Genomic DNA, 25,587 nt, shown 5'->3' with positions numbered 1-25,587 from the left:
TGTAGGCTTTGTTGCACAAAGGCTTGAAAGATAGAGCTCCCCTAGAAGATCCAAATTTAAGTTACAACTCGGGTTTGAGGTCGGCCTAATTCCGTAAACTTATTTAAGATTGCCACACGTGTATGTATTTCATTGACTTGGCTTTGAAAGTTTCTCGCACTGAGTTTATCCCCTAATAATTTGATGCAATGCATCTTAGTTTCAACCAAACTTCGCCGGTGATAACCTGACCATTTTTTCCAAATGGTTCTTCCTAAATGCTTAACTGTTCGAAGCAGCTCATTTCGCTCTAACGAGCAAATCTTTGTATCTTTCCAAGGCTTTGCATTTTTCCTAGGTGGAATCACTGCATGTGCTTGCCGATCCGAAATTACTTGACGGCATTGTTTTGTGTCATAAGCCCCATCAGTATATACGGAGTCAATCTGCTCATCTTGTGGAATCTGATCAAGTAAATCACCAAGTACCTGCGAATCACTCACATTGTTAGTGCTGAGCTGAACTGCCCGTATTTGAAGGGTTTCAGCATCTATACCAATATGTAATTTACGCCATTGGCGGCGATATTCAGGCTGATGTTTCTTTCGTTTCCATTCACCTTCACCCAGAAACTTTAAACCAGTAGAATCGACGAGTAGGTGGAGACCATTACTGTTTTTTTGATAGTTAATTGCAATATCAAGATACTTTTGTCTTCTACAGAGAGTGGAATAATCTGGGGCTGTCCAATCTAATCTGCAGAGATGAATGAGACTTTGAACAAAGCCAGTGACCATACGTAAAGACAATCGAAATAGGGATTTGATCATCAGACAGCATTGAATCGCTGTGTCAGAATAAGTTTGATTTCGTCCATGTTTGCCTTTGGGTTGAGCATACCATTGAGTTTTGGGATCAAACCAAATTGAGAGATTTCCTCGATTTATCAGAGCACGATTGTAGAATGACCAATTGCTTGTACGATAAATTTTAGGTGTAGGCTTATTCATTTGCGAATTATATTACGGAATAAGGCTTTATCGGTAGGTTTGTGCAACAAAGCCTCTGTTGTATCATTTTCTAAATCCACCAATAACCTTGCAGGATAGACACGATCCCAGTTTTCTTTAAATTTTTTATGGATCGCATCGATTTCAAAGATACTGGTTTTCGCAACCTGTTGCGCATGTTGAATATCTCGCGCAGGTTTGCAATTCAAACTGCTCCAACATCCATTTTTTCCGCTGCTACCCATTTTTCTCATAATTCTATTGATAGAACTCTCATCTTTCTTGATGGGAGTTCCTTTGATTATTGTTGCTGCTGCTCATGTTGCCAGCGACGTTGCTGTAAACGCTCACCTTCGACTTCACGCTTGTTTCGGGCGTATTCGTATAGCTTGGTGCCTTTGAGTTCAGGCGGCAAATACTCTTGCTCTACAAAATGCTCCGGATAATGATGCGGATACAGATAATCCACACCATAGCCCTGCTGCTTCATCAGTTTGGTCGGTGCGTTGCGTAAATGCAATGGTACAGGCAAATTGGCGGTTTTTTCTGCCAAAGCCAAGGCCCGATCAATGGCCAGATAAGTGCTGTTACTTTTCGGACTCGTAGCCAGATATACGGCACACTGGCCCAAAATAATTCGCGCTTCGGGCATGCCCACAGCCTGCACTGAGCGAAAACATTCTCCGGCCAACAGCAATGCATTCGGATTGGAGTTACCAATATCTTCAGAAGCGGCAATCAGCATGCGCCGTGCAATAAATACGGGATCTTCCCCGCCTTTAAGCATTCGTGCCATCCAGTATAGCGCTGCATCCGGATCACTCCCGCGAATCGATTTGATAAAGGCCGAAACGATATCGTAATGCTGTTCACCCGATTTGTCGTAGCGGGCAATATTTTGTTGTGCCACCTTAACCGTTACGGCATTGTTGACCAGATTTTCCTGATCGGGCTCAAAAGTACTGGCAATTAAGTCGATCAGGTTGAGTGCCTTACGGGCATCACCAGCGGCGAACTGAAGCAGCGCATCGTATTCTTCAATATGAATATGGCGCGCTTTTAAAAAGGCATCCGAATCGAGCGCTCGATCAATTAAGCGTTGAATGGCATTTGCATCGAGCACATTCAAGGTATATACCTGACAACGCGACAATAGCGCACCATTCACCTCAAACGACGGGTTTTCGGTGGTGGCGCCAATCAGGGTAATCTTGCCTTTTTCAACCGCGTTCAGCAGCGCATCTTGCTGCGACTTATTAAACCGATGAATCTCGTCAATAAATACCACGGGAGTCAACAGGTCGCCACTTTCGGCAATCACCTCACGCAGCTCTTTAACCCCGGTATTGAGTGCAGACAGACTGATAAAAGGCCGATCTACCGCCTGTGCCAACAGCAATGCAATGGTGGTTTTTCCCACTCCAGGTGGCCCCCAGAAAATAATCGAGGGCAAATGGCCCTGATCAATCATTTGACGCAGTGGCGCATGTTCACCCAGCAAATGATCTTGTCCAATAATTTCTGATAAATCGCGTGGACGTAAACGTTCGGGAAGTGGAATATGAGTATCTGACATCATCAAAGACTTTATGGGGTTTTCCTGTAGTCTATTGCGTCTGGTGGAAATCTACAATTTGAATCTACACTGCAACTGATCATTTGTTGTGATTAGACTGAATAAGCTGCGTAAGCGTGGCATAGGCGGCACGAATGCGGGCTTCATTGGGAAAATTACGGTTTGCCAGCATGACCAGTCCAATCTGCTCACTTGGAATAAATACCACATAGGCTGCAAAGCCATTGGTTGCACCAGTTTTGTTTAGCCAAGTTTGTGCTGGCGCTTTGACCGGATGAGCAATCGGCTGAGCCGGCTGTGCATTTAGCGCCATTTGAGTTGAATTACCGGCCAGCAAAGTGTCTAAAGCAACAGGATAGGCATACTGCTCCCACCCCAAACCTTGCTGCATAGGCCCAACCTTAAAATAAGCGATTTGTGTGCTTTCCACTGCTTGTTGCAGGGCAGGTTTGAGCCGCTGCGGATTCAGCTCAGCATCTAAAAACTTGAGCATATCGGCTGAGGTACTCTTGAGCCCATACGCCTGTGCATCAAACATCCCCGGTGAAACCCGAATCGCTTGTTTAGCCTTATAGCCCCACGCGTAATGTGGCATCTGAGCAGTTGGAACCTGAATATAAGTATGGCGCATGCCCAGCGCCACCAGCAAATTGCGCTCCATTAAGGTGGTGTACGGGGCTTTCATGGCTCTCGCCGTCAGTTCTCCCATCAAACCAATGCTCGGATTAGAATATTCACGAATACGGTCTGGGGCTGCTTTGGGCTGCCACTGCTGAAAATACTTGACCATGTCGGATTGACTGGTGACCTGCTCGGGAAACTGTAGCGGAAAGCCCCCTGCGGTATAGGTACCCAAATTCAGTAGCGTAGCCTGATTCACGGCGCTTTGTTTTAACTCTGGAAAATACTGTGCGGGATGATCGCTGAGTTTCAGGTTGCCCTGTGCTTGCGCATAACCTGTTAGGGTCGCTGTAAACAGTTTACTCACGGAACCAAGTTCAAATAGTGTTTGCTCAGAAACCGCCTGCTGGGTTTGTACGGATGCCACACCATAATGACGGTAGTAATGCCGTCCGTGCATGGTGACTGCAACGGACATACCCGGAATCTGATACTGATCGATCAATGGCTGAAAATGCTGATCGATTTGATGCTGAACCTGCTGCGCGCTCAGTGGCTGAGCGACTGCAGTGCAGGAGATGAGTCCTGCCATACAGCCGGTAAAAGTGAACGATGCGATACGATGTAAATAAGTGGATTTCATTTAAAGTCTGTCGGTTGATGATTTGGGCGTTAATTTGAGTAGGCTGGCATTGGCGCCATCTTGAATCACCCAAAGACTTCCATCTTTGGCGGCATGCACGCCTCGAATCCGATGTTGCATATCAATGCGCTGTACTTCCTGTACGGGTTGCGATTGAAGATCAACCACCACAATGGATTCAGAAGATAACCCGCCGATAATGGCTTTATCTTTCCATGCTGGAAAGGCGCTATGCTGGTAAATAATCATACTGGACGGAGAAATAACCGGTGTCCAGCTCACCTCAGGCGCTTGAAATTCTGGGCGAGTATCGTGATCGGGAATTGGTTTTCCTGAATAATGATCACCATTGGAAACAATCGGATAGCCATAGTTGGCACCTTTCACAATCCGATTCAGCTCGTCACCGCCTTTGGGGCCCATTTCAACGACCCACAACTGACCTTTGGCATCGAAGGCCATGCCCAAAGGGTTACGATGACCCAGTGACCAGATTTGCGCAGCAACACCACCTTGACTGGCGAATGGATTCCCGGTTGCTGGCGTGCCATCGTCATTTAAGCGCACAATTTTACCCAAATTCGACGTCATATCCTGCGCTGGATCAAACTTTTGTCGTTCGCCCGAACTGATCCAGAGTTTACCTTCCTGATCAAAAGCTAAACGATGTGCATAGTGGCCCTGTCCCGACATTTTGGGCACTTGCGTCCAGATTTTTTGAATATCGGTCAAACGTGGCTGTGCTGCACGGGTCTGATCGAGTTTGGCACGGATTACCACTGCACCGTATCCACCGGTGCCTGCCTCAGCATAGCTCAGATAAATCCAAGAATTTCGCGCGTAATCGGGATGCACAATCACATCGCCCAATCCGCCCTGCCCGCCATAACTGACTTTCGGTACACCCGCAACCTCAAGACTTTTTCGAGTGGCTGGGTCAAAGAGTTTAAGCTTGCCTTGACGCTCGGTGATCAGTAATCGGTCATCGGGCAATGTGGTCAGCGCCCAAGGCTCATCAAATTTGGCAACCGCTTCCTGGTTAAATGTTTGCTCTACGCGGGTTGCCTGTTGCACGCTTGAGCTGCTTTGCGAATTGGATTGGGGTGCTTTGGAGTTGGTGTTGTTTGCACCGCACGCCCCCAACAAAATAAAGCTACTACACAGTATCGACGTGGCAAATTGCTTCGTCATCTCGTTATACTCCTGAGTCTTTGATCTTGTAGCATAAAAAATTCAGACTCGGCACAATGCTGTGAATATGTAGTTTTGTTTTACCAGATATGTCGAGAGACTAGCACAGTCAATCAAGACGACTAGATTGAGGGATCATGCTCTTTGAGCGTTTGTACAATTTTACAGTCGTCGATGGTCGTACTTGACTGACAACGTTGCCTGAGTTGTTGCAGCTCGGTTTTAAAGCGTTCAAACTGTTTGATTTTTTCATTGATGTGGCCCAAATGTATTTCGATCGCCTGATCGACCAGCGTACATTGCTGTTCAGGATGCTCCAGCAATTGCTGCAATGCCTCAATCTCTTTTAAAGACATCCCAAGCTCTCGACAATGTCGTATAAAAATCAGTTGATCCAGTGCCTGATCATCATAGTAACGATAGTTATTGTCTGCGCGTTTGGGTGCTTTGAGCACACCACGTTTTTCATAGAAACGGATGCTGTCGACAGAAACCTGCGATTTTTTTGCCAGTTCACCAATTAAATATTTCATCATGTGCTTGACCTTGGAGCGGCTCCAGCCTTTTTACTCAGCTTATCCCATACAGAGGAACTTGCATATGGCTCACTGCTGTCAACATCACCCACCCGAAAAACATCAGAGTGCTAAATTCAAAACGGCATTATGGATTGCACTTTTACTAAATCTTGGCATGTTTTTGATTGAAGTTTTCGGCGGTGCACATATTGGCTCGACTTCGCTATGGGCCGATGCACTGGATTTCTTGGGTGATTCCGTCAATTACATCATCTCGATTTTTGCGTTGGGCATGAGTCTGTACTGGCGAGCCACCGTTGCACTGCTTAAAGGCCTGACCATGGGGATCTTTGCCCTGATTGTATTGCTTAAAGTACTCTGGTCGATATTTTACGGCATGGCACCTGAAGCAATGACTATGGGTGCAATTGGCTTTATGGGCTTAATGGCCAATCTGATCAGCGCGCTTGTACTGTTTGCCTTTCGCGATGGCGATGCCAATATGAAATCGGTGTGGCTGTGTAGCCGTAACGATGCGATTGGAAATTGCGCCATTATGCTGGCTGCACTCGGTGTGTTTGGTACCCAAAGCATCTGGCCCGATCTGGTGGTGGCCTCAATCATGGCCTTTTTGGGTTTGACTGCCGCATGGAGCGTTACTCAACAATCACTTCAAGAGCGTCGGGACAGCCAAGTCATACAAAGTCGTAGGGCAGATTAACGAATCCAGCGTACGATGTATTCCTCGATATCGTCTTCATGTACCTCGGTTTCTGAAATACATCGCCCTGCTGCTGATTTGCGTGCTTTTAGCATACTTTGCCTTGAGCCCGTATTTAAATAATGCCATGAAGGTAAATTTTTCCCTTCATTTAAACGCCGATAGGCACAGCTCGACGGTAACCAACGAATGCTTTGCAAACGCTCAGGTGTCAGTTGAATACAGTCGGGCACGCTGGCTTGACGATTTTCATAATCAGAGCAACGCGCAGTGTTGCAGTCGAGCAGTTTGCAGGCCACCTGCGTATAGGCAATCTCATGCGTATCTTCATCTTCAAGTTTAATCAGACAGCACAGGCCGCAACCGTCGCACAGGGCTTCCCACTCTGCTGTATTGAGTGCATCAAGCGGATAGTGTTTCCAAAATTGGGGACGCAGTGCGGTGGTCATAGTGAATATCTCGGTACCAGAGCCTAAAGTATAACACTCTTTGCTGGCCCTTCGTGGTTGAGCGACCTTGTAACAAATGTTTCCTCAAGATGCTGTGTTTTATACATTTTCGCCACATAAACAACACATAGCCATCTGAAATTTCGCTCTATATTGAAAGAACGATAAATATAAGGAGATCAAAAAAATGTTCCGTTGGGCGATTATATTTGCAGTGATTGCACTTATTGCGAGTCTGTTAGGGTTTGGTGGCGTTGCTGGCTTGTCCAAAGATTTCGCAGTGATCTTACTCGTAGTTGCTGTTATTTTGGCAATTATCGGATTTATCTCGCGTGGTAGGGTATAACGATTCATTCGTGTCTATACGCTTCAACAATAAAAAAGAGGGATCGTACTGTACGGTCCTTCTTTTTTATCTTGAAAATCTTACATCAACCCACTATTTTTTGAACATCCTAAGACCATGTAGCAGGCTCTTTGAGTCACATAGTGCCTGATCTGCACAAGCTGACTTTTATTCTTTATAAGGATTTAACCCATGACAGCATCGATTATTACCCGTGAAATTGAGTACACCGCAAAGGACGGTACCCATCTGATTGGTTTTTTTGCAGCCCCCGCTACTAAAAGCCCGGTTGCAGGTGTGATTGTGGCACCTGAATGGTGGGGTCGCACCGACTATACGCTACAGCGTGCTCGTGAATTGGCCGAGCATGGTTATGCGGCACTGGCGATCGATATGTATGGCGAGAAAAAAGTGACCACAGAGGCAGCCCAAGCCAATGAGTGGATGACGCAAACCTTTCAAGATCCAGATACCATCGTCACACGTGCAACAGCGGGTCTTGAAACACTCCAAGCACAACCTGAAGTGGATGCAAGTCATGTGGCCGCGATTGGATTTTGTTATGGCGGTAAAGTTGTGCTCGATCTGGCACGCGAAGGCGCGCCCCTAAAAGCGGTCGTTTCGTTTCACGGCACACTCGCCCCGAAAGCACCTGCACAAAAAGGACAAATTCAGGGTGAAATTTTAGTGTTACATGGTGAAAAAGACAGCATGGTCACACTTGAAGATGTTGCTAAATTCAAAGAAGAAATGAACAATGCAGAGGTGGACTACAGCGTCGTGGTATTGGAAGGTGCCAAACATGGCTTTAGTAACCCGCTTGCCGATGAACGGGCCAAAGCAAATGGGGTAGATTTAGGCTATAGTGCACAAGCAGAGCAAGACAGTTTGGCTGCTATGTATGCCTTACTTGAACGTCATCTGTGTGCAAAGTGATGTATAAACGGTGCTGGGACACAAGGGTTTAAAGAACAACATCAATCGAGGATATGAAAATGACAGAGAAAAAATGCCCTTATTGTGAATTTGACGACTACGACGTCATTGATAAAAATGATTTTGGTGTAATTTTGCCCGAGGCAAATCCTCTGTCCAAAGGACACTCCATCATCATCCCGATTCGTCATGTCAGTTCTTTTTTTGAAGTGACAGATAAAGAGCGTAAAAGCCTGCTTTCTTTACTCGAACTTGCACGTAATGAACTCAAACTTCGTCATCAACCCGATGGTTTCCATGTGGCTTTTAATGACGGCGATGTCTTTGGCGAAGCGTCTGAGCATCTGCATATTCACATCATTCCACGCTATAAAGGGCAGCAGCTCAAACTCGATAAGCGCTGGGGGATTGTGCAAGACTAAACCGGCACACGCATAGTATCAGCTTAGGGACGATCAATGATCGTCCCTTTTGCATGGCTTTACTTGCAACGGATAGCTGTGATAATTCAATTTGGGTATACTGACCCCTTCCCTGCCGCTGTATGTTTTCATGTCTGATTTTTGTTTTTCCGATGCATTGCTGACTTGGTTTGATCAACATGGCCGACACGACTTGCCTTGGCAGGTGGCCGATGACCCTTATAAGGTTTGGGTCTCTGAAATCATGTTGCAGCAGACACAAGTCAAAACCGTATTGCAATATTTTGAACGCTTTATGACGCGCTTCCCCACTGTCGATGCGTTAGGCAGTGCCACATGGGATGATGTGGCGCCTTACTGGGCCGGTCTGGGCTATTATGCGCGGGCACGCAATCTGCATAAGGCAGCAGGCATCGTGCATCGGCAAGGTCATTTTCCTCACGATCTAGACGGCTGGATGGCCTTACCCGGAATTGGACGCTCCACAGCTGGCGCATTGATGTCGCTCGGATTACGCCAATATGGCGTGATTATGGACGGCAACGTCAAACGTGTCTTATCACGTTTTTTGGCACTTGAAGATGACTTTAGCAAACCTGCCAACGAGCGCATGCTGTGGCAGATTGCAACGCAGCTCTGCCCTCGGCAGCGTAATCACGACTATACCCAAGCGATTATGGATTTAGGTGCAACCATTTGTACGCCTAAAAAACCGTTGTGTTTGTATTGTCCGATGCAGCAGCACTGCAAGGCACATCAGCAAGGCATTGAAAGTGAATTACCTTTTAAGAAGCCCAAAAAACCAGTGCCGATACGCCATGCCGAAGTACTGTTAATCCAGTCGGAACAACAGTGGTTTTGGCAGCAACGCGATGCAAGCGGACTTTGGGGTGGCTTGTGGTGTCTCCCGATTATCGAGCATTCAGGCGAGATACAGCAATGGGTTAGGGAGTATGGTCTCAGTCCGCTGGCACAAAACGTACAGATCAGCCACAGCTTTACCCACTTTACCTGGGTGTTGAATGTACAGATGTTTCACGTGGAACATGATCAAAAGGAGCATCTGATGAGTGCAGCTGCCGGCGAGTGGCTCAGCCCCGAAGAAGCCACATCTCGGGGTATTCCCACCGCGATGAAAAAATTGATCTCTGCGCTGGATTCATGACATAGTGATGCCCAAAAGACACATCCAAGGAGGAGCTGTGCGCCCTTTTTTTGTCTATATTGGGATCATCTTTGTAACGGTTGTGTTGTCTGCCTGTACCACAACACCCAAAAAAACAACGCCTCTGCCTAGCGCAGATCTGGCACGATTAAAGGCCACCCCGCTCAGCCATCGCCTGCCCATTCCGGTGAAAGGCATTCAACGCGATGCACTCAGTGATACATGGGGAGCTGCGCGCAGTCATGGTCGTCGGCATGAAGGCATCGATATACTTGCTCCACGTGGAACAAAAATATACAGCACCACCGATGGGATTGTTGCAGACTTACGAGACAACAACTTAGGTGGTAAAGTCATCTGGATTATTGGTCCGGCCGCTTCATGGCATTATTATGCCCATCTGGACGGACACAAACGTGGTTTAAGCGTGGGTGATGCTGTCAAAAAAGGCGAGCTGATCGGGTATGTAGGCAATACCGGAAATGCACGCCATACCCTTCCCCATTTGCATTATGGACTTTATCTGGACGGAAAAGGCCGTGGTGCAGTAAACCCTTATCCATATTTACGTTAGGAACTTAAATGATGTCTGAAGCTTTGGTTAATCGACTGGTCGAATTTGCCGAATCGGGGAATCAACAAAAAATCTGTATAGATGGTCAAAGCTATCAAGGCTGGATCATGGAAATTACAGAGGATGCCCTCTTGATCAGTACTGGCTATGCCGATAAATCAGGTCAGGATTTCTGGATCAAGTTTGAAAACTTAGAACGCGCAGAATTATATTATTGGGACACATCGTCCGATCAGTGGACGCGTTTTACATTATAACAATAGATTAAGATTCAATTTCAAGGAGCATAAGATGAGTGTTCGGCGCTGTGGCTGGTGTTCTACAGATCCTGTGTATATGGCTTATCACGATCATGAGTGGGGTAAACCCGAACATGATGAAGCCAAACTCTTTGAAATGTTATGCCTCGAAGGTCAACAAGCTGGGCTTTCGTGGATCACGGTGTTAAAAAAGCGAGAAGCTTATAGACAACATTTTTTTCAGCATTCCATTGAAGAAATTGCCAAGTTCACAAATGACCAACTGGAACTCAAATTAGAGGATAAAGGCTTGATCCGACACATCGGCAAGCTCAAAGCCATTCGTGATAATGCGATTGCTTGGCAATCACTTAAACATCAGACACAGGATGTTTCAACATGGTTATGGGAAAAGGTGCAGCATCAACCAATACTTAATGATGTTCAAGATTATCGGCAAGCCCCGGCTCAAACAGAGCTCAGTGTCCAGTTGTCTAAACAACTTAAAAAACTTGGATTCAAATTTGTAGGACCCACGACCTGTTATGCATTTATGCAGGCTGTAGGCATGGTGAATGATCATGAAGATGATTGTTCGTTTAAATGAGTCAAGCATTAAGGATGTTAATCATGAGCAGTAATGAAATTCAAGCTTACGCCGCAATGAAAGCTGGCGAAGCACTCGTGCCGTATACATTTGATGCCGGTGAACTATTGCCCCATCAGGTAGAAGTCAAAGTCGAATATTGTGGGCTGTGCCATTCCGATGTTTCGGTCATCAACAATGAGTGGCATTCTTCGGTTTATCCGGTGGTGGCAGGTCACGAAGTCATTGGTACCATTACGCAGCTTGGCAGCGAAGCCAAAGGGCTCAAACTGGGTCAACGTGTCGGGATTGGCTGGACGGCAGAAAGCTGCCAGGCCTGTGATCAGTGTATCAGTGGTCAGCAGGTCTTGTGTACTGGTGAAAATACCGCAACCATTGTTGGCCATGCGGGTGGCTTTGCCAATAAAGTCCGTGCCGGCTGGCAATGGGTCATTCCCTTACCAGACGAACTTGATCCAACCAGTGCCGGGCCACTGTTGTGCGGTGGAATTACCGTGTTTGACCCCATATTAAAACATCAGATTCAAGCCATTCACCACGTTGCCGTGATTGGGATTGGCGGACTGGGTCATATGGCCATCAAGCTATTAAAAGCATGGGGCTGCGAGATTACTGCGTTTAGTTCAAATCCAAGTAAAACCGACGAACTCAAAGCCATGGGTGCCGATCACGTGGTCAATAGCCGTGATGATGCCGAAATTAAATCGCAACAAGGTAAATTTGATTTACTGCTGAGTACGGTCAATGTGCCTTTAAACTGGAATGCGTATCTAAACACATTGGCACCTAATGGTACTTTCCACTTTTTGGGCGTGGTGATGGAGCCGATTCCTGTACCTGTCGGTGCGCTACTTGGAGGTGCTAAATCACTAACCGCATCGCCTACTGGCTCGCCTGCTGCCTTACGCAAGCTGCTCGAATTTGCTGCCCGTAAAAATATCGCGCCGCAAATCGAGATGTATCCTATGTCGAAGCTCAATGATGCGCTTGAGCGTCTACACTCGGGCAAGGCACGTTATCGAATTGTGCTCCAAGCCGATTTTTAATCTGCTCGCGTAAATCTGGTGATCGCTCGTGATCGCCAGATTTTAACCATGCTGTTTCACCCAATCTGCCAAAAAGATAATCGCTGCATGATAATCACGCCGCAAAGCATGCCCCACACTCAGCCGGATAAAATGTCCATAACGCTGATCTTCACCAAATACCGTACCCGGAACAATATTGATGCCGTGTTGCTGGGCAACCTCGTATAACGTCATACTATTGATCGTTTCGGGTAGCTCAAGCCATAAGGCATAGCCCCCTTGAGGCTGACTCAAACCAATGCTTAAAGGCGCAAATGCATTTAAAATCGCGTCTCGATAGGCTTCGACCTGTTGAAGCAAACGTGGATATAACTGATTCAGATGCGCACGATAGGCACGACTAAAAATAAAATCGGCCAGCGCCAGTTGCAATGGTGTATTCACAATCATGTTGTGTGAAAGAAACTGTGGACGCATGGATTCGAGCTGAGCCCCAATACAAAACCAGCCGATTCTATACGCGCTCGATAATGATTTTGACACCGAACTGACCCAGACCACATACCCTGCCTCGTCCCAATGTTTGATTGGTCGCGGGCGCTGCCCGTTGTGACTGCATTCGGCGTAGATATCATCTTCTAAAATAATACATTCATAACGTGCCGCTAACTGCGCAATGGTCTGCTTATCCTGATCGGCCAAACAATAGCCCAAAGGATTTTGATAATTGGCCGTGAGTAAACACAATTTCGGCCGATGCTGCTGCATGGCCTGTTCAAGGCGTAATAGATCAGTGCCGCTATGGTCTGCTGGAATCTCGATAATATGTCGATTTAAACCCGCCAGCATTTGCAGCTGTCCGTTAAAAGTCGGCGTTGGAATCAGGACACTATCGCCTTCACGACTTAACTGCTGAATCAATAACGATAACGCCGGCATACACCCATTGGTGATAAAGATATCACTGGGTGCCACATAAATGCCGTCTTCACGCCAGTGTTCACTCAATGCCTGACGTAAGCGCAAATGGCCCTGCTTTTCACAATACAAAAAATCTTCAGGTTTACAATATTTCAAGGCGCGTTGTATCGAGCGACGCAAGCCATCGATTGGCACCAGCTCAGGGCTAAGCTGAATGGCACCAAAGGGAATCAAATGATTTTGAATAGAGGCTTCCTGAATCTGATTTTGTAACATCAGATTGGAAACCTCACGTGGCATCGATTCAAATTCAGGGCTAACGGGTAAACGACTCAACCCACTTCTGGGTTTGACAAAATAACCCGATTTTGGACGGACATAGATCAACCCCTGTGCCTCAAGCCATTCATAACAACTTTTTGCAGTGCTGACACTCACATGATGCTGGGCTGCAAAATCACGCAAAGAACTTAACTTCTGCTGCGGCAATAACTGTTGCTGATAAATTTTATGTGCAATCTGCTGTGCCAAGCGCTGATAGTGAAAGGCCATATCTGTACCGCTTTTTTATAAAAATCTGTATCTGTATTGATCCATACAAACCGATTAACCTCTAAAAAGCAACATATATGAGATAACACCATGAAAAAGTTAGGGTTTATATTTATATTCCTGTTGAGCGCCTGTCATCCGCTCGATGCGAAACAGCAGCAGCAAGATTATATTTGTCAGAGTATGATTCAGGGCTATCTTAAAATGCAGCAACTGTATGATTTTCGACTCTGGCAGCGCGAGTCGCATACTCCCAACCAGATCCGCTATCAGTATCGTCCAGCCAGTGAGCATGGCATGCTGATCGGCACATTAAAAACCGAGCAATTGGTGTTTGAATGCAGCCAGAATCAAAATCTGTTTCGTATACAGCGCCCCAACGAACATGCATCCTTATTGCAGGTTCAGCTTCCAAGTGTCACACAATCATTCATCTGGCGTTGAAAATTGATCTTTTAGCTCATCGGCCAAAAAGTCGATGAATAAGCGGATGCGGTTTGGCAAGTGCTTTTGCTGATAGTACACCGCATGAATATGCTGAAGCTGGCGCTCAATTTGATCTTCAAACAATGCCACCAGTCGGCCTGCTTGTAGGTCTTGCCAGATCTCGAACTCAGATAAACGTGCAATGCCGTGGCCACTCAATGCCAGCTGACGGACAGTTTCACCACTGGAGGCAGTAATTTTAGGTTCAATCCTGTAATACTCCTCGCCCACCTTGAGGGGCCATGTATTTAAATATACCGGACGGCTAAAGCCAATGGTCTGATGTGTATTCAGTTCATGTGAATGTCGGGGATGCCCATGTTCGGCCAGATATTCAGGACTGGCTACAATATAAAGCCGGCTTTTGCAGATCAGGCGTGCATGCAAACTGGAGTCATGCAATGCGCCAAAACGAATCGCAACATCTGTTTTGTGTTCAAGTAGATCAATCACCTGATCGTTGTTATTGAGTTCGATCTCGATGTTGGGATAGCGCTGCATGAATTTTTTCATTAAGGGTGCAATCACGTGCAGCACAAACGGTGTGGCCGAATCGACGCGAAGCTGTCCCGAGGTATCATTGTCCGATTTTAACAGTGCCTCTTCGGCATCTGACAGATCGGCCAAAATCGTCCGTGCCCGTACCAAAAATAAACTGCCCTCTTGGGTGAGTTTAATTTTACGCGTGGTTCGTTCTAATAAGGTCACATTGAGTTTTTTTTCAAGCCGGTTAAGTGCACGGCTAATACCCGATGGCGTTTGATTGAGTTGCTCTGCAGCCGATACAATCGATCCGGCATCGACAATACGAATAAACGCAACTAGCTCTTCTATGGTCGATTTCATATCTAGATCATGATTCTTGACAAATACTCAACGATATTTTGCGTATTGCAGTATTTTTTCGCAACAATTATCACCGCAGAATAATCATCATTGTTTTAAATTCTTGCTCGCAGTCCGCGGGCGTAAAAAATAGGTACGCATATGATTCTTCCTGCATTTGGTTTAGGTACGTTTCGTTTAAAAGATCAGGTGGTGGTGGATGCGGTGAAAACCGCCTTAGAGGTCGGTTATCGCGCCATCGATACAGCCCAGATTTATGACAACGAAGCCGAAGTAGGTCAAGCCATTCAAGCCAGCGGTGTGGCACGTGACCAGTTATTTTTAACCACTAAAATCTGGGTCAGCAATCTGAACGAACAAGATTTAATCCCCAGCTTAAAAGACAGCTTGGTGAAACTCAAAACCGACGCTGTGAATTTAACCTTGGTGCATTGGCCTGCGCCACAAAAAAACATTGATCTGGTGGCTGTCATGCAGCTATTGATGCAGGCCAAACAGCAAGGCTTGACCCAGCATATCGGGATTTCAAATTTTAATATCGCACAAACGCAACTGGCAATCGATACGGTCGGTGCAGAGCATATTGCCACCAACCAGATCGAACTGAGTCCGTATCTGCAAAATGCCAAACTGGTTGATATGCTCAAACAGCATGAGATTGACGTTACCTCCTACATGACACTGGCCTACGGCAAAGTCTTGCAAGATCCTGTACTCAAGGCCATTGCGGCCCAGCATCAGGCCAGTACCGCTCAAATTGCACTGGCATGGGCGTTACAACGCGGTTTTGCCGTCATTCCGTCATCGACCCAGCGTGAACATCTGATTCAAAATCTGCAAGCACAGCAGATTCAGCTGAGTGCAGATGACATGCAACAGATAGCAGCGCTTGAGCGTAACGGTCGAGAGGTCAATCCGGCTGAACTTGCTCCTGAGTGGGACTGAGATTAGGCCATGAAACTGAACTTTCCTCTGCTCGCCTTGGCGATTGGCGCGTTTGCCATTGGAACCACCGAATTTTCACCAATGGGCTTATTGCCCAATATCGCCAGTGATTTACAGATCAGTATTCCGACAGCGGGAATGTTGATTACAGGATACGCCTTGGGCGTTATGCTCGGTGCACCGATCATGACGCTTTGGCTGGGACATGTGCCACGGCGCAAGGCGTTAATCTTACTGATGACACTGTTTACCGTGGGCAATATTTTAGCGGCACTGGCACCGAATTACTGGAGCCTGATGGCCGCACGCCTCATCACCAGTCTCAATCATGGCGCATTTTTCGGTATTGGTTCGGTGGTGGCGGCCAGTGTGGTTCCCGTACATAAACAGGCCAGTGCCGTGGCAGCCATGTTTATGGGCCTGACCATTGCCAATATTGGGGGAGTTCCTCTGGCCACATGGCTCGGTCAGACAATTGGCTGGCGAATGGCATTTTTAAGTATTTCGGGACTGGGGCTACTGACCATGATCTCGTTGTATCAAGCCTTGCCACAGGGGCAGTCGGGTCAACGTCCGAATATTCGAGCAGAACTAAAGGTGCTGACCCGGTTTCCCGTCTTGATGGCACTGCTGACCACGGTATTGGGCTCTGGTGCGATGTTTAGCCTCTACACCTATATTGCACCAAGTTTGCATCGCTTTAACGATGCAACACCGAGCTTTGTAACGCTGATGCTGGTTCTGATCGGGATTGGATTTTCGATTGGCAATCACTTGGGAGGCAGATTGGCGGATCGCGCTTTAAATGCAACGCTGATTGGTTTCTTATCGATGGTAATCGTGATGATGTTGCTCTTTCCATGGTTGGCGCAAACACAACTGGGCGCAGCGATTGCCGTGATTCTCTGGGGTATTGCCACTTTTGGTCTGGTTCCTCCGGTCCAAATGCGCGTCATGAAAATTGCACACGAGGCGCCCGGGCTGGCATCATCGATTAATGTGGGTGCATTTAATTTAGGCAATGCACTGGGTGCCGCGGCAGGTGGCTGGGTCTTGAGTCAACAGCTCGGTTATGCAGCTGTCTCCTACACCGGCGCTGGTTTAGCCGGATTAGGGTTACTGCTGGTACTGCTGCAAATGCGAGTGGCACAGACCGCGCATTCTCATGCCAAACCGTGCACCGATTAAATTTAAGCGTCCTCAGGGACGCTTTTTTATTGCTTTACTTTTATTGCTTTATTTTAACACGTCGGGTAAATAGACATTCGATACTGTGGACTGTGCCAGCTCTGTTTTCATTTTCATCAGCATTTGATAGGGCTGCTGCTCGACAAACATATTCACGAAACTCAGCGGAATACTTCCTGCAGGGTCGGCATAACCCGATGTGGTGACCTTTACTTTCTGCGCACCTAACTTTTGAAACGTCCAGTCTCCGACATAGTGATGTATGCGAATTCGGCCCGGCTGTTCGGGATATCCACCAGACAAGGCCATATTTCGAATCACGATACGGTCTGTCGCATCCTTACTCAAACTACTTTTCACCACCACATCACGATCTTTTAGCGGAAAAGGAAAATCGAGCACCATATACAGTACAAACTCGCCCTTCTTGTCGTCTCTCGACAAAATCTTGGCATCCCCCATATAAGGCACCCACTCTGGCGCACGAGCGACATCAAGCACCAAACTGACCGCCCGCTCAAGCGGCACATCATAGGTGGTTTCTGCCTTGTATTGAATCACTGGATTGGCCTCTGAACGATAGGTCCAGACCTTGATATTGTTGCGAACAAGGCTCAGTTTTTCGTTGGCAGGCGCACTTTGGGCAGATGTGGTCAATGTGAGCAGCAAAGCCAAAAGCCATGATTTTTTTTTCATATTGTTCTCATTATTTATGCCATACCGAGCAAGTTCGAGCAGTATCATTGGGTTGCACCAAAGCCAATTGCTTGACGCGGCTCAACGACAGACTTTATAGGGGGCAGCGCCTTATGGGTATTCGGTCATTTTTTATTTTAAGGCCAAATCGCCTCAATGTGAGACGATTTGATTTATTAAGAAGAATAAGAATGAAGCTTTATACGTCGATCTCGTTAAAACCCAGTACATCTTTCATGTCGTATTTGCGGGCATCTCGTCCGACCACCCATGCCGCAGCACGCACAGCACCCGATGCAAAATTCATGCGGTTGGTGGCTTTGTGAGTGATCTCAACACGTTCACCTTCACCAATAAACATCGCGGTATGTTCACCGACGATATCGCCGCCACGGATGGTTTGAAAGCCAATACTTTGACGCTCACGCGCACCAGTATGCCCTTCACGACAATACACTGCATCGGTTTTCAAGTCACGGCCTAGGGTTTCTGCAATCGCCTCACCCATCATCAGTGCAGTGCCAGACGGCGCATCTACTTTATGACGATGATGTGCTTCAATAATCTCGATATCCACACTGTCGCCAAATACTTTAGAGGCAAGCTCAAGCAATTTGATTGAAACGTTTACCCCTACAGAATAGTTTGCAGCATACACCACTGGAGTACGCGTTGCGGTCTCGTTCAAAAGTTGCTTCTGTTGTTCTGAAAAACCTGTCGTGCCAATCACCATGGCCACACCAGCCTCAGCACACAGTTGTAGATGCTGCTCGGTCGCAACAGGTGCAGTAAAATCAATCACCACATCGCAGTCTTTTAATACTTCAGACAGGCTACCCGCTACCTTGACCCCAATCGATCCGATTCCTGCCAGCTCACCTGCATCTGTACCGACCAAGCTGCTTTCTGGGCGCTCAACCGCCGCCGCCAACTGATAGCCGGCCTGTTGCACAGCCTGAATAAGAATGCGACCCATACGGCCACCCGCACCCAAAACACCAATGCGTGGAGATGCTGACATAATTTTAATCCTGAAAATAGATAATCAAACGTTGCAGCCTACTATATCAAAACTCAGGCAGTGCGCTAAAAAAATCGCCATAAAAAAACCTGCCGAAGCAGGTTTTTTTTCAGTATCACTTAATCGAACAAACGGTCGAGAAAGGATTTTTTCTTAGGTGAAGAACCGTGATCGTCTCCATCCAAGCTGGCTTGCAATTCTTTTAACAGTTCACGCTGACGGCTGGTCAAGTTTACTGGTGTTTCAACCACAATACGGCAAAGCAAATCACCGACCATGCTGCTACGCACTGGACGTACGCCTTTACCGCGCAAGCGGAACAGTTTGCCAGTTTGCGTGCCTTCTGGAATCTTTAAACTCACGCGGCCTTCAAGCGTTGGAATTTCAATCTCTTTACCCAATGCGGCATCTGCAATGCTGACCGGCACATCCATATATAGGTCTGCACCATCACGCTGGAAGATTTCATGCTCGCGCACCACTACTTCGACGTAAAGATCGCCAGACTGGCCATCACGTACCGCTTCGCCTTTACCGCTTAAACGTACACGGTCGCCGTTGTCTACGCCAGCAGGAATGGTCACTTCCAAAGTTTGCTGACGGTCGGCAACGCCTGAACCATGACATGCATTACATGGATTTTTAATAATTTTACCTTGGCCACGACAGGTGCCACAGGTTTGCTGAACCGAGAAAAAGCCTTGCTGCATACGTACCTGACCCGAGCCATGACAGGTTCGGCAGGTTTCAACGTCATTCGGATTTTTCGAGCCTTTACCGTCACACACCTCACACGGTGCCGGTGCAGTAAAGGTAATGGTTTTCTTCACGCCACGAACCGCTTCTTCAAGCGTAAGTTCCATTACGTAGCGCAGGTCTGAGCCACGGCGTTGACGCTGTTGCTGACGACCACCGCCGCCACCGAAGGCACCACCAAAAATATCGCCAAACTGACTAAAAATGTCTTCTGCGCTAAATCCGCCGAAGCCACCACCGCCGCCGCCAAAACCGCCTTCAAATGCATTATGACCCATACGGTCGTACATGCTGCGCTTTTCAGCATCGGACAGTACTTCGTATGCTTCAGCAGCTTCTTTAAACTTTTCTTCTGCTTCGTGGTTATCGGGGTTACGGTCCGGGTGATACTTCATCGCCAACTTACGGTAGGCTTTTTTGATCTCATCATCACCTGCGGTTTTCGAAACGCCTAAAACCTCATAATAATCTCGTTTAGCCATGACTGGCGATGCTCCTCACGGAATTTATTTAATACCTGATTGCGATTAAATTGGGGGCGTGCGTCATCATTACAAGGGAGATTGCGAAAAAAAATAACGGTTTTAAAAAACCGCTTTCTTTTTTAAATACTTAGACATGCCTTTAATCAATGCATTGAGCAAATACAACCAGGCAATTGCAGCAAAAATCACACCGGCAATGGTCAACGCGGTGACCCAGAGTGCGCTGTTCCATGCAAAGAAAATCAGGGGAATAAACCAAAGCGAGGCAAATAAGGTCATGAGCAGAAATAGCACGGTACTGTGCATGATCCAGACGCCGTGCGCCTGAATCCAGACTTCTGCATTTTCAACCAGAGCAACTTTTCGAGCCAGAAAATAGGCAACCACTGCTAAAACCACACTTGCCAATGCAAGAAACATACAGACATAAGAAATCGTAATATAACGACGATGCTGTTTTAATTGATCTTGCCCCATTCGTATCTAACCTCGAATCCATTGCATTTTTAGGTTTCATTGCAATGAATGTATGCTCTGTTTTTTTGTGTTAACAATAAGGTGCTACTATATTTGACTTTTCACTATTTCGCACCTTTTATTCGCAAAAAATTATGACAAAGTTGGCGTTTTTTTAACCTTAAACCATGCTGCATACAGTGCTGGCAAGAAAAATAAAGTCAAAAAGGTCGCCACGATCAATCCCCCCATAATGGCAACCGCCATAGGACCAAAGAAAATACTGCGCGATAACGGAATCATGGCCAAGACCGCAGCCAGCGCCGTCAGTAAAATCGGTCGGAATCGGCGCACGGTCGCATCGATAATAGCCGTCCATGGATCATGCCCGGCTGCAATATCCTGCTCGATCTGATCAATCAAGATCAGTGAATTACGCATGATCATGCCTGAGAGCGCAATGGTGCCCAGCATGGCCACAAAACCAAAAGGTTTATTGAACAGCAATAAAAACAAGCTCACACCAATCAAGCCCAGCGGTGCAGTCAAAAACACCATCAGGGTTCGCGAGATACTTCGAAGCTGTAGCATCAGCAGCGTCAGCACTACGCCTAAAAATAGCGGCATGCCAGCATTGACCGATGCCTGGCCTTTAGAAGACTCCTCGACCGCACCGCCGACATCGATTAAATAACCGCTCGGCAACTGACTGCGCAACTGATCAATCGAGCTTTGCAGCTCAGACACCACCGTAGCAGGCTGTAAATCGGTGTGAACATCGGCACGAACCGTAATGGTGGGCAATCGATCTCGGTGCCAGATAATCCCATCTTCAAATGTGGCATTGATTTTGGCAATTTGCCCAAGCGGTACACTCTGACCGCTACTGGTCGGCACCGCCAGACTGCCCAGTGAGGCCACATCGGCACGTTCATTCTGATCACCGCGTAAACGGATTTCGATCAGTTCGGTTTTTTCGCGATATTGATCAATCACGCTGCCTGTCAGCGAGCTATTTAAGAAGTTGGCTAAATCAGTATTGCTAATTCCCAATTGACGCGCGCGTTCCTGATCAATTTCAAGTTGAATGCGTTTACTCGGTTCACCCCAATCCAGATGTACGTTACTGGCATTCGGATTTTGACTTACCGTCTGTGCTACTTTTTGCGCCCAGTCACGTACCAGATCCTGATCTTCTCCCGAAACACGATATTGGATGGGATAGCCCACGGGTGGGCCATTTTCAAGTAACGACACTCGCGTTCTGGCGTATGGCAGTAACAATTTAATCTCTCGCTCAAGTGAATGGCGAATCTCATTGCGGTTTTCAAGTGACGAAGCCAGCACCACAAACTGGGCGAAACTGGCCTGTGGAAGCTGTTGATCGAGTGGTAGATAAAAGCGTGGTGACCCTGTACCGACATAAGCCACATAATTATCGATGCCCGATTGTTTCGCCAAAAACTGCTCGACTTTTTTTGCCGCCTGCTCGGTGGCGGTTAAAGACGCGCCTTCTTCTAGTTTGATATCGACCAAAATTTCGGCGCGATTAGAGGGCGGAAAAAACTGCTGTGGCACTAATTTAAATAGCAAAACAGCCCCGACAAACAGTCCAACCGTCACCACGATCACGGTTTTCCGGTAGCTCACGCAGGTATCGACGGCATGACGAAAAGCCTGATAAAAACGCGTTTGATAGGGATCATGCCCATGATCATAAGGCACAGGCTGAGGTTCGGGCTGTTTGCGCAGTTTCGCCCAAAGACGCTGATACCACGGCGCGCGCTGTGGCGTATGGCTAAAATCGGGCAGCAGCTTTTCACCTAAGTACGGCACAAAGACCACCGCTGCAATCCATGACACCACCAAGGCAATGGTCACCACCTGAAAAATGGATCGGGTATATTCGCCAGTACTTGAACTGGCTGTAGCAATGGGTAAAAAGCCCGCGGCAGTAATCAGGGTACCTGTAAGCATTGGAAATGCGGTGGTTTTCCATGCGAAGCCCGCGGCCTTGAGCCGGCTGTAGCCCTGTTCCATTTTAATCGCCATCATCTCCACCGCAATGATGGCATCATCGACCAGTAGGCCCAGCGCCAAAATGAGCGCGCCTAGGGAAATTTTGTGCAGGCCCACATCAAACAGATGCATGCCTGCAAAGGTCATGGCCAAGACCAGTGGAATTGAAAACGCCACCACCAGTCCGGTTCGGAATCCTAAAGAGAAGAAACTGACCAACAGCACAATAATGACCGCTTCTGCCAGTACCTGAATAAACTCTCGAATACTGTGCTGAACCGCCACCGGCTGATCTGAGACCTTGCTTAAGGTCATGCCCAAAGGTAAAGTTTTTTGCAAATGAGAAAAAGTCTGTTGCAGTTGCTTCCCCAAAGCAATGATGTCGCCGCCTTTACGCATCGATACCGCAATACCAATGCCATTGTCTCCCATAAAGCGCATCCGCGGCTGTGCCGGTTCACTAAAGCCACGATACACCTCGGCGACATCACTGAGTCGAATGGTTTTATCACCGACTAAAATCGGCAATTGCTTTAGATCTTCAACAGAACTCAGCTTCCCGGTCAGACGCACCTGCATCCGGTCGGAGGGGGTTTCAAAAAACCCGGCACTGACCATATTGTTTTGCTGCTGTAAGGCCTGCTGAATGGCACTGACGGGTACACCGAGCTGCGCCATTTTGGTATTGGACAGTTCAATCCAGATTTTTTGGTCTTGCAGGCCAATCAGTTCTACTTTGGCAACATCGGGTACGCGCTGTAGTTCAAGCTGCAAACGGTCGGCATAGGCTTTAAGAAGCGCATAATCAAAATCTTTCCCGGTCAAAACATAAATATTGCCAAAGGTATCGCCAAATTCATCGTTAAAAAAAGGCCCCTGCACACCAACGGGAAGCTCATGCTGAATATCGCTCACTTTTTTGCGCACGTTATACCAAATATCCGGGATATCGGCAGAGGTGTACGTGTCTTTGGCAAAGAAAGTGACCATCGACTCACCCGGACGCGAATATGATGAAATCCGGTCATATTGACCTGTGGTCATGAGTTCTTTTTCAATCCGGTCGGTGACTTGCTCTGCCACCTCTTTGGCCGTAGCCCCCGGCCAGTAGGTCTGCACCACCATCACTTTAAAAGTAAAAGGTGGATCTTCGCTTTGCGAAAGTTGGGTATACGAATACACCCCCACCACCATCAAAAGCAGCATAAAATACAGCACCAAGGCTTTATTTTTCAGTGACCATTCAGACAGGTTAAAATTCATGATGCAGCCCTCGCTTGAAGGTTGACAGCACGGTTATTTCGATCGATCGGACGAATTTTTTGCTGCTCACGCAATAAATGCACACCGCCCACCACCACCCAATCGGATGGCTGAAGCCCTGACAGTATGCTGACCTGTTCACGGCCGTAGTCCCCTAAGCGAACCGGAACTTTCTTGAGCGTATGATTGGCTTGTACGACCCATACATAGGGCTGCTGGTGCGTCGCCGAGACACTACTGAGCGGAACACTCAATGAGGTCTGAGTCGGCTCACTCAAAAACACCCGCGCACTTTGCCCCAGTTGAATACTCGGTTGTGCCTGTGAAAATGCCACCTTGACACGAAAAGTTCGTGTTGCGTCAGCTGCGGGCGAAATTTCCCGAACATATGCCGGATAAACATTTTCCGAGCTTGACCACAAGCGCACACTGGCAGACTGACCAATTTTTAGCGTACTGATCAGTTGCTCGGGTACGCCAATCACCACTTCACGATCACCATCGATCGCAAGCTGATAAACTGTCTGCCCTGCGCTTACCACCTGCCCAACCTCGATTTCTCGCGCAGTAATAACGCCTGCCTGAGTCGCCCGTAGCTGGTTATAACGGGTTTGATTGGCTGCAACATCCAGATTCGAACGGGCCTGCTTTAAACTTGCTTGTGCCGCGGTATATTGATTTTTAATTGCATCAAACTGGGAACGACTCACCGCATTAATCGGCAGTAACTGTTGATAGCGCTTTAGTTCGTCGCTGGCAACCTGTGCCGCCGCACTGGCATTATCAAATTGTGCCTGTGCTGCATTGAGCTGTAACTGCGCATCCTTGACATCGAGTTTGGCCAGTATCTGGCCAGCACGAACGCGATCCCCCACATCCACATCACGTTCGGTAATCTGACCCGCAACCCGAAACGACAACGCCGTTTGCTGGCGGGCTTCAACTTGCCCCGCATAACTGTGTTGTGCTTGTGCGCTGCTGCTCGGTTTAGTCACCATCACCAAGGGAATGTCTTGATTGACTGTTTTTTCTTTCTGACACCCCAACAACGTGATACTGCATAAAATGATCAAGCCCGAAAGGCCAATGTGTGCTCTGTTCATGATCCCAGTACTCTTTTCAAATTTATTTTTAAGGCACAATATGCGATTATCTTAAATTGTTTATTTTTTAATTAATATACCCATAAGTACACTAATTAAAAAATAAACATCATTGCTTTGTTTTTCAAAAAATTTATTGAGGTTTAATGTGCAAAATTCTGGAAGACCAAAAGATCTTGAGAAACGACAACGTATTCTGGAAGCAGCAAAAAATATCTTTTTAAAACAGGGTTATCATCATGCCGGTATGAATCAGATTGCACAGATGGCAGGTGTGACTAAATTGACGGTCTATAATCATTTTCAAGATAAAGCCAATCTGTTTGTCTGCGCCATTGAAGAAAGCTGTGAAACCTACATTTCTGCCGACACATTTCAGTTACAGCCCCAATCCGATTTCAAGCAACAACTGGCGAGTATTAGCCGGTGTGCACTCCACACCATTTATTTACCCGAAGCACTCAAGCTTGATCATGTGCTGTATGAACTTGCGGCAGAAAAAAGCCCATTGGTGAAACAGTTTTTTGCAGCATCACATCAAAGACTCTGCAACATGCTGACTCACTTTTTTGAGCAAGCCAGCAAACTCGGGTTGATTCAAGCCGATGATCCACTGCGCCAGACCGAATTGATCTTGTCGTTATTACTGGGTTTACGTCACCAAAATGTCTTGCTTGGCATAGAAATGCCTCCTACGCCTGATGAGCTTGAGCTCAGCATTCAATATGCTATCGAGATTTTCATGCTCAAATACAGCCCTTAAATGCTGGCGATCTGGTCAATTGATTTTGTTTTTCTACATCACGAAACATTTGCGTAGCAACG

28 protein-coding genes are annotated in these 25,587 nt (G+C 47.2%); 13 read left to right on the top strand and 15 right to left on the bottom strand.

Annotated elements, in window-relative coordinates; translation table 11 throughout:
* Nucleotides 1–56: 56 nt before the first annotated feature.
* The 6 genes from ADA42_RS10975 to ADA42_RS10950 form a co-directional block, all read right to left on the bottom strand.
* Nucleotides 57–989, bottom strand: coding sequence for an IS5-like element ISAba40 family transposase (locus ADA42_RS10975; RefSeq protein ID WP_002033903.1), 933 nt, complete (start codon nt 987–989; stop codon nt 57–59).
* Nucleotides 986–1,198, bottom strand: a complete 213-nt coding sequence (locus ADA42_RS10970; RefSeq protein WP_414629814.1) for a hypothetical protein — start codon at nt 1,196–1,198, stop codon at nt 986–988. The genes ADA42_RS10975 and ADA42_RS10970 overlap by 4 nt, the downstream gene beginning before the upstream one ends.
* A gap of 92 nt (nt 1,199–1,290) precedes the next feature.
* On the bottom strand, nt 1,291–2,565 hold the full coding sequence (locus tag ADA42_RS10965) for a replication-associated recombination protein A (protein WP_161798549.1): 1,275 nt from the start codon (nt 2,563–2,565) through the stop codon (nt 1,291–1,293).
* Between the two features lie 79 nt (nt 2,566–2,644).
* Nucleotides 2,645–3,829 carry an ASDC family class C beta-lactamase gene (gene blaASDC, locus ADA42_RS10960; protein WP_048765201.1) on the bottom strand — a complete coding sequence of 395 codons (1,185 nt, stop codon included), beginning with the start codon at nt 3,827–3,829 and terminating at the stop codon, nt 2,645–2,647.
* Nucleotides 3,830–5,020, bottom strand: coding sequence for a PQQ-dependent sugar dehydrogenase (locus tag ADA42_RS10955; protein ID WP_048765198.1), 1,191 nt, complete (start codon nt 5,018–5,020; stop codon nt 3,830–3,832).
* A 122-nt stretch (nt 5,021–5,142) separates the two neighbouring features.
* The gene (locus ADA42_RS10950) at nt 5,143–5,556 is read right to left on the bottom strand and encodes a Cd(II)/Pb(II)-responsive transcriptional regulator (RefSeq protein WP_025096031.1); all 414 of its coding nucleotides are present in this window, start codon (nt 5,554–5,556) and stop codon (nt 5,143–5,145) included.
* 64 nt (nt 5,557–5,620) lie between these two features.
* Here ADA42_RS10950 and ADA42_RS10945 point away from each other — a divergent pair, with 64 nt between their 5' ends.
* Nucleotides 5,621–6,259 carry a cation transporter gene (locus ADA42_RS10945; RefSeq protein ID WP_048765196.1) on the top strand — a complete coding sequence of 213 codons (639 nt, stop codon included), beginning with the start codon at nt 5,621–5,623 and terminating at the stop codon, nt 6,257–6,259.
* Here the strand turns inward: ADA42_RS10945 and ADA42_RS10940 are convergent.
* Nucleotides 6,256–6,708 (bottom strand): YcgN family cysteine cluster protein, encoded by a 453-nt coding sequence (locus ADA42_RS10940; protein WP_004933643.1) that lies wholly within the window; start codon nt 6,706–6,708, stop codon nt 6,256–6,258. The two genes, ADA42_RS10945 and ADA42_RS10940, sit on opposite strands and share 4 nt — an antisense overlap.
* A gap of 187 nt (nt 6,709–6,895) precedes the next feature.
* On the opposite strand from ADA42_RS10940, the gene ADA42_RS17885 reads away from it, so the two are divergent.
* From ADA42_RS17885 to ahr, 8 genes are all read left to right on the top strand, one after another.
* Entirely contained in the window at nt 6,896–7,054 is a 159-nt protein-coding gene (locus ADA42_RS17885; RefSeq protein WP_004933640.1) for a DUF1328 domain-containing protein, read from the top strand.
* Between the two features lie 192 nt (nt 7,055–7,246).
* Nucleotides 7,247–7,990, top strand: a complete 744-nt coding sequence (locus tag ADA42_RS10930) for a dienelactone hydrolase family protein (protein ID WP_004933637.1) — start codon at nt 7,247–7,249, stop codon at nt 7,988–7,990.
* 59 nt (nt 7,991–8,049) lie between these two features.
* Entirely contained in the window at nt 8,050–8,412 is a 363-nt protein-coding gene (locus ADA42_RS10925) for an HIT family protein (protein ID WP_004933633.1), read from the top strand.
* A 130-nt stretch (nt 8,413–8,542) separates the two neighbouring features.
* A complete protein-coding gene (gene mutY / locus ADA42_RS10920) occupies nt 8,543–9,577 on the top strand; it encodes an A/G-specific adenine glycosylase (RefSeq protein ID WP_048765194.1) in 1,035 nt (344 codons plus the stop codon).
* Between the two features lie 37 nt (nt 9,578–9,614).
* Nucleotides 9,615–10,151: a M23 family metallopeptidase gene (locus ADA42_RS10915; protein ID WP_004933628.1), complete on the top strand. Its 537-nt coding sequence runs from the start codon at nt 9,615–9,617 to the stop codon at nt 10,149–10,151.
* Nucleotides 10,152–10,162: 11 nt separating this feature from the next.
* Complete coding sequence (locus tag ADA42_RS10910; protein ID WP_025096036.1) at nt 10,163–10,408, top strand: hypothetical protein; 246 nt, start codon at nt 10,163–10,165, stop codon at nt 10,406–10,408.
* A gap of 34 nt (nt 10,409–10,442) precedes the next feature.
* Nucleotides 10,443–10,997 carry a DNA-3-methyladenine glycosylase I gene (locus ADA42_RS10905; RefSeq protein ID WP_004933621.1) on the top strand — a complete coding sequence of 185 codons (555 nt, stop codon included), beginning with the start codon at nt 10,443–10,445 and terminating at the stop codon, nt 10,995–10,997.
* A 23-nt stretch (nt 10,998–11,020) separates the two neighbouring features.
* Nucleotides 11,021–12,043, top strand: coding sequence for an NADPH-dependent aldehyde reductase Ahr (ahr, locus tag ADA42_RS10900; protein ID WP_004933617.1), 1,023 nt, complete (start codon nt 11,021–11,023; stop codon nt 12,041–12,043).
* A gap of 42 nt (nt 12,044–12,085) precedes the next feature.
* On the opposite strand, the gene ADA42_RS10895 is transcribed toward ahr, so the two are convergent.
* The gene (locus tag ADA42_RS10895; protein ID WP_048765192.1) at nt 12,086–13,498 is read right to left on the bottom strand and encodes a PLP-dependent aminotransferase family protein; all 1,413 of its coding nucleotides are present in this window, start codon (nt 13,496–13,498) and stop codon (nt 12,086–12,088) included.
* A 90-nt stretch (nt 13,499–13,588) separates the two neighbouring features.
* Between ADA42_RS10895 and ADA42_RS10890 the strand changes: the two genes are divergently transcribed.
* Nucleotides 13,589–13,942: a hypothetical protein gene (locus tag ADA42_RS10890; protein ID WP_048765190.1), complete on the top strand. Its 354-nt coding sequence runs from the start codon at nt 13,589–13,591 to the stop codon at nt 13,940–13,942.
* On the opposite strand, the gene ADA42_RS10885 is transcribed toward ADA42_RS10890, so the two are convergent.
* Nucleotides 13,925–14,830, bottom strand: coding sequence for a LysR family transcriptional regulator (locus tag ADA42_RS10885; RefSeq protein ID WP_048765189.1), 906 nt, complete (start codon nt 14,828–14,830; stop codon nt 13,925–13,927). The genes ADA42_RS10890 and ADA42_RS10885 overlap by 18 nt on opposite strands.
* A gap of 141 nt (nt 14,831–14,971) precedes the next feature.
* Between ADA42_RS10885 and dkgB the strand changes: the two genes are divergently transcribed.
* Both dkgB and ADA42_RS10875 read left to right on the top strand, forming a co-directional pair.
* A complete protein-coding gene (dkgB, locus tag ADA42_RS10880; RefSeq protein WP_004933595.1) occupies nt 14,972–15,775 on the top strand; it encodes a 2,5-didehydrogluconate reductase DkgB in 804 nt (267 codons plus the stop codon).
* Nucleotides 15,776–15,784: 9 nt separating this feature from the next.
* Nucleotides 15,785–16,963 (top strand): MFS transporter, encoded by a 1,179-nt coding sequence (locus ADA42_RS10875; protein ID WP_004944623.1) that lies wholly within the window; start codon nt 15,785–15,787, stop codon nt 16,961–16,963.
* 48 nt (nt 16,964–17,011) lie between these two features.
* Here the strand turns inward: ADA42_RS10875 and ADA42_RS10870 are convergent, their stop codons facing one another.
* The 6 genes from ADA42_RS10870 to ADA42_RS10845 form a co-directional block, all read right to left on the bottom strand.
* On the bottom strand, nt 17,012–17,659 hold the full coding sequence (locus ADA42_RS10870; RefSeq protein WP_048765186.1) for an START domain-containing protein: 648 nt from the start codon (nt 17,657–17,659) through the stop codon (nt 17,012–17,014).
* A gap of 199 nt (nt 17,660–17,858) precedes the next feature.
* Nucleotides 17,859–18,680 carry a 4-hydroxy-tetrahydrodipicolinate reductase gene (dapB, locus tag ADA42_RS10865; RefSeq protein WP_004933588.1) on the bottom strand — a complete coding sequence of 274 codons (822 nt, stop codon included), beginning with the start codon at nt 18,678–18,680 and terminating at the stop codon, nt 17,859–17,861.
* 119 nt (nt 18,681–18,799) lie between these two features.
* The gene (dnaJ, locus tag ADA42_RS10860) at nt 18,800–19,918 is read right to left on the bottom strand and encodes a molecular chaperone DnaJ (RefSeq protein WP_004944612.1); all 1,119 of its coding nucleotides are present in this window, start codon (nt 19,916–19,918) and stop codon (nt 18,800–18,802) included.
* Nucleotides 19,919–20,020: 102 nt separating this feature from the next.
* The gene (locus ADA42_RS10855; protein ID WP_004933584.1) at nt 20,021–20,398 is read right to left on the bottom strand and encodes a hypothetical protein; all 378 of its coding nucleotides are present in this window, start codon (nt 20,396–20,398) and stop codon (nt 20,021–20,023) included.
* Nucleotides 20,399–20,530: 132 nt separating this feature from the next.
* Nucleotides 20,531–23,659: an efflux RND transporter permease subunit gene (locus tag ADA42_RS10850; RefSeq protein ID WP_048765184.1), complete on the bottom strand. Its 3,129-nt coding sequence runs from the start codon at nt 23,657–23,659 to the stop codon at nt 20,531–20,533.
* Entirely contained in the window at nt 23,656–24,762 is a 1,107-nt protein-coding gene (locus ADA42_RS10845) for an efflux RND transporter periplasmic adaptor subunit (protein WP_048765182.1), read from the bottom strand. Before ADA42_RS10845 ends, ADA42_RS10850 begins: the two co-directional genes overlap by 4 nt.
* A gap of 148 nt (nt 24,763–24,910) precedes the next feature.
* On the opposite strand from ADA42_RS10845, the gene ADA42_RS10840 reads away from it, so the two are divergent.
* Nucleotides 24,911–25,525: a TetR/AcrR family transcriptional regulator gene (locus ADA42_RS10840; RefSeq protein WP_004944601.1), complete on the top strand. Its 615-nt coding sequence runs from the start codon at nt 24,911–24,913 to the stop codon at nt 25,523–25,525.
* Nucleotides 25,526–25,587 lie beyond the last annotated feature (62 nt).

Origin of the sequence: Acinetobacter sp. 243_ASPC, assembly GCF_001054715.1 — a bacterium.
Lineage (GTDB): Bacteria > Pseudomonadota > Gammaproteobacteria > Pseudomonadales > Moraxellaceae > Acinetobacter > Acinetobacter soli.
The sequence above is the reverse complement of the archived record's forward strand: the minus strand, read 5'-3'. Positions and strand labels throughout refer to the sequence as shown.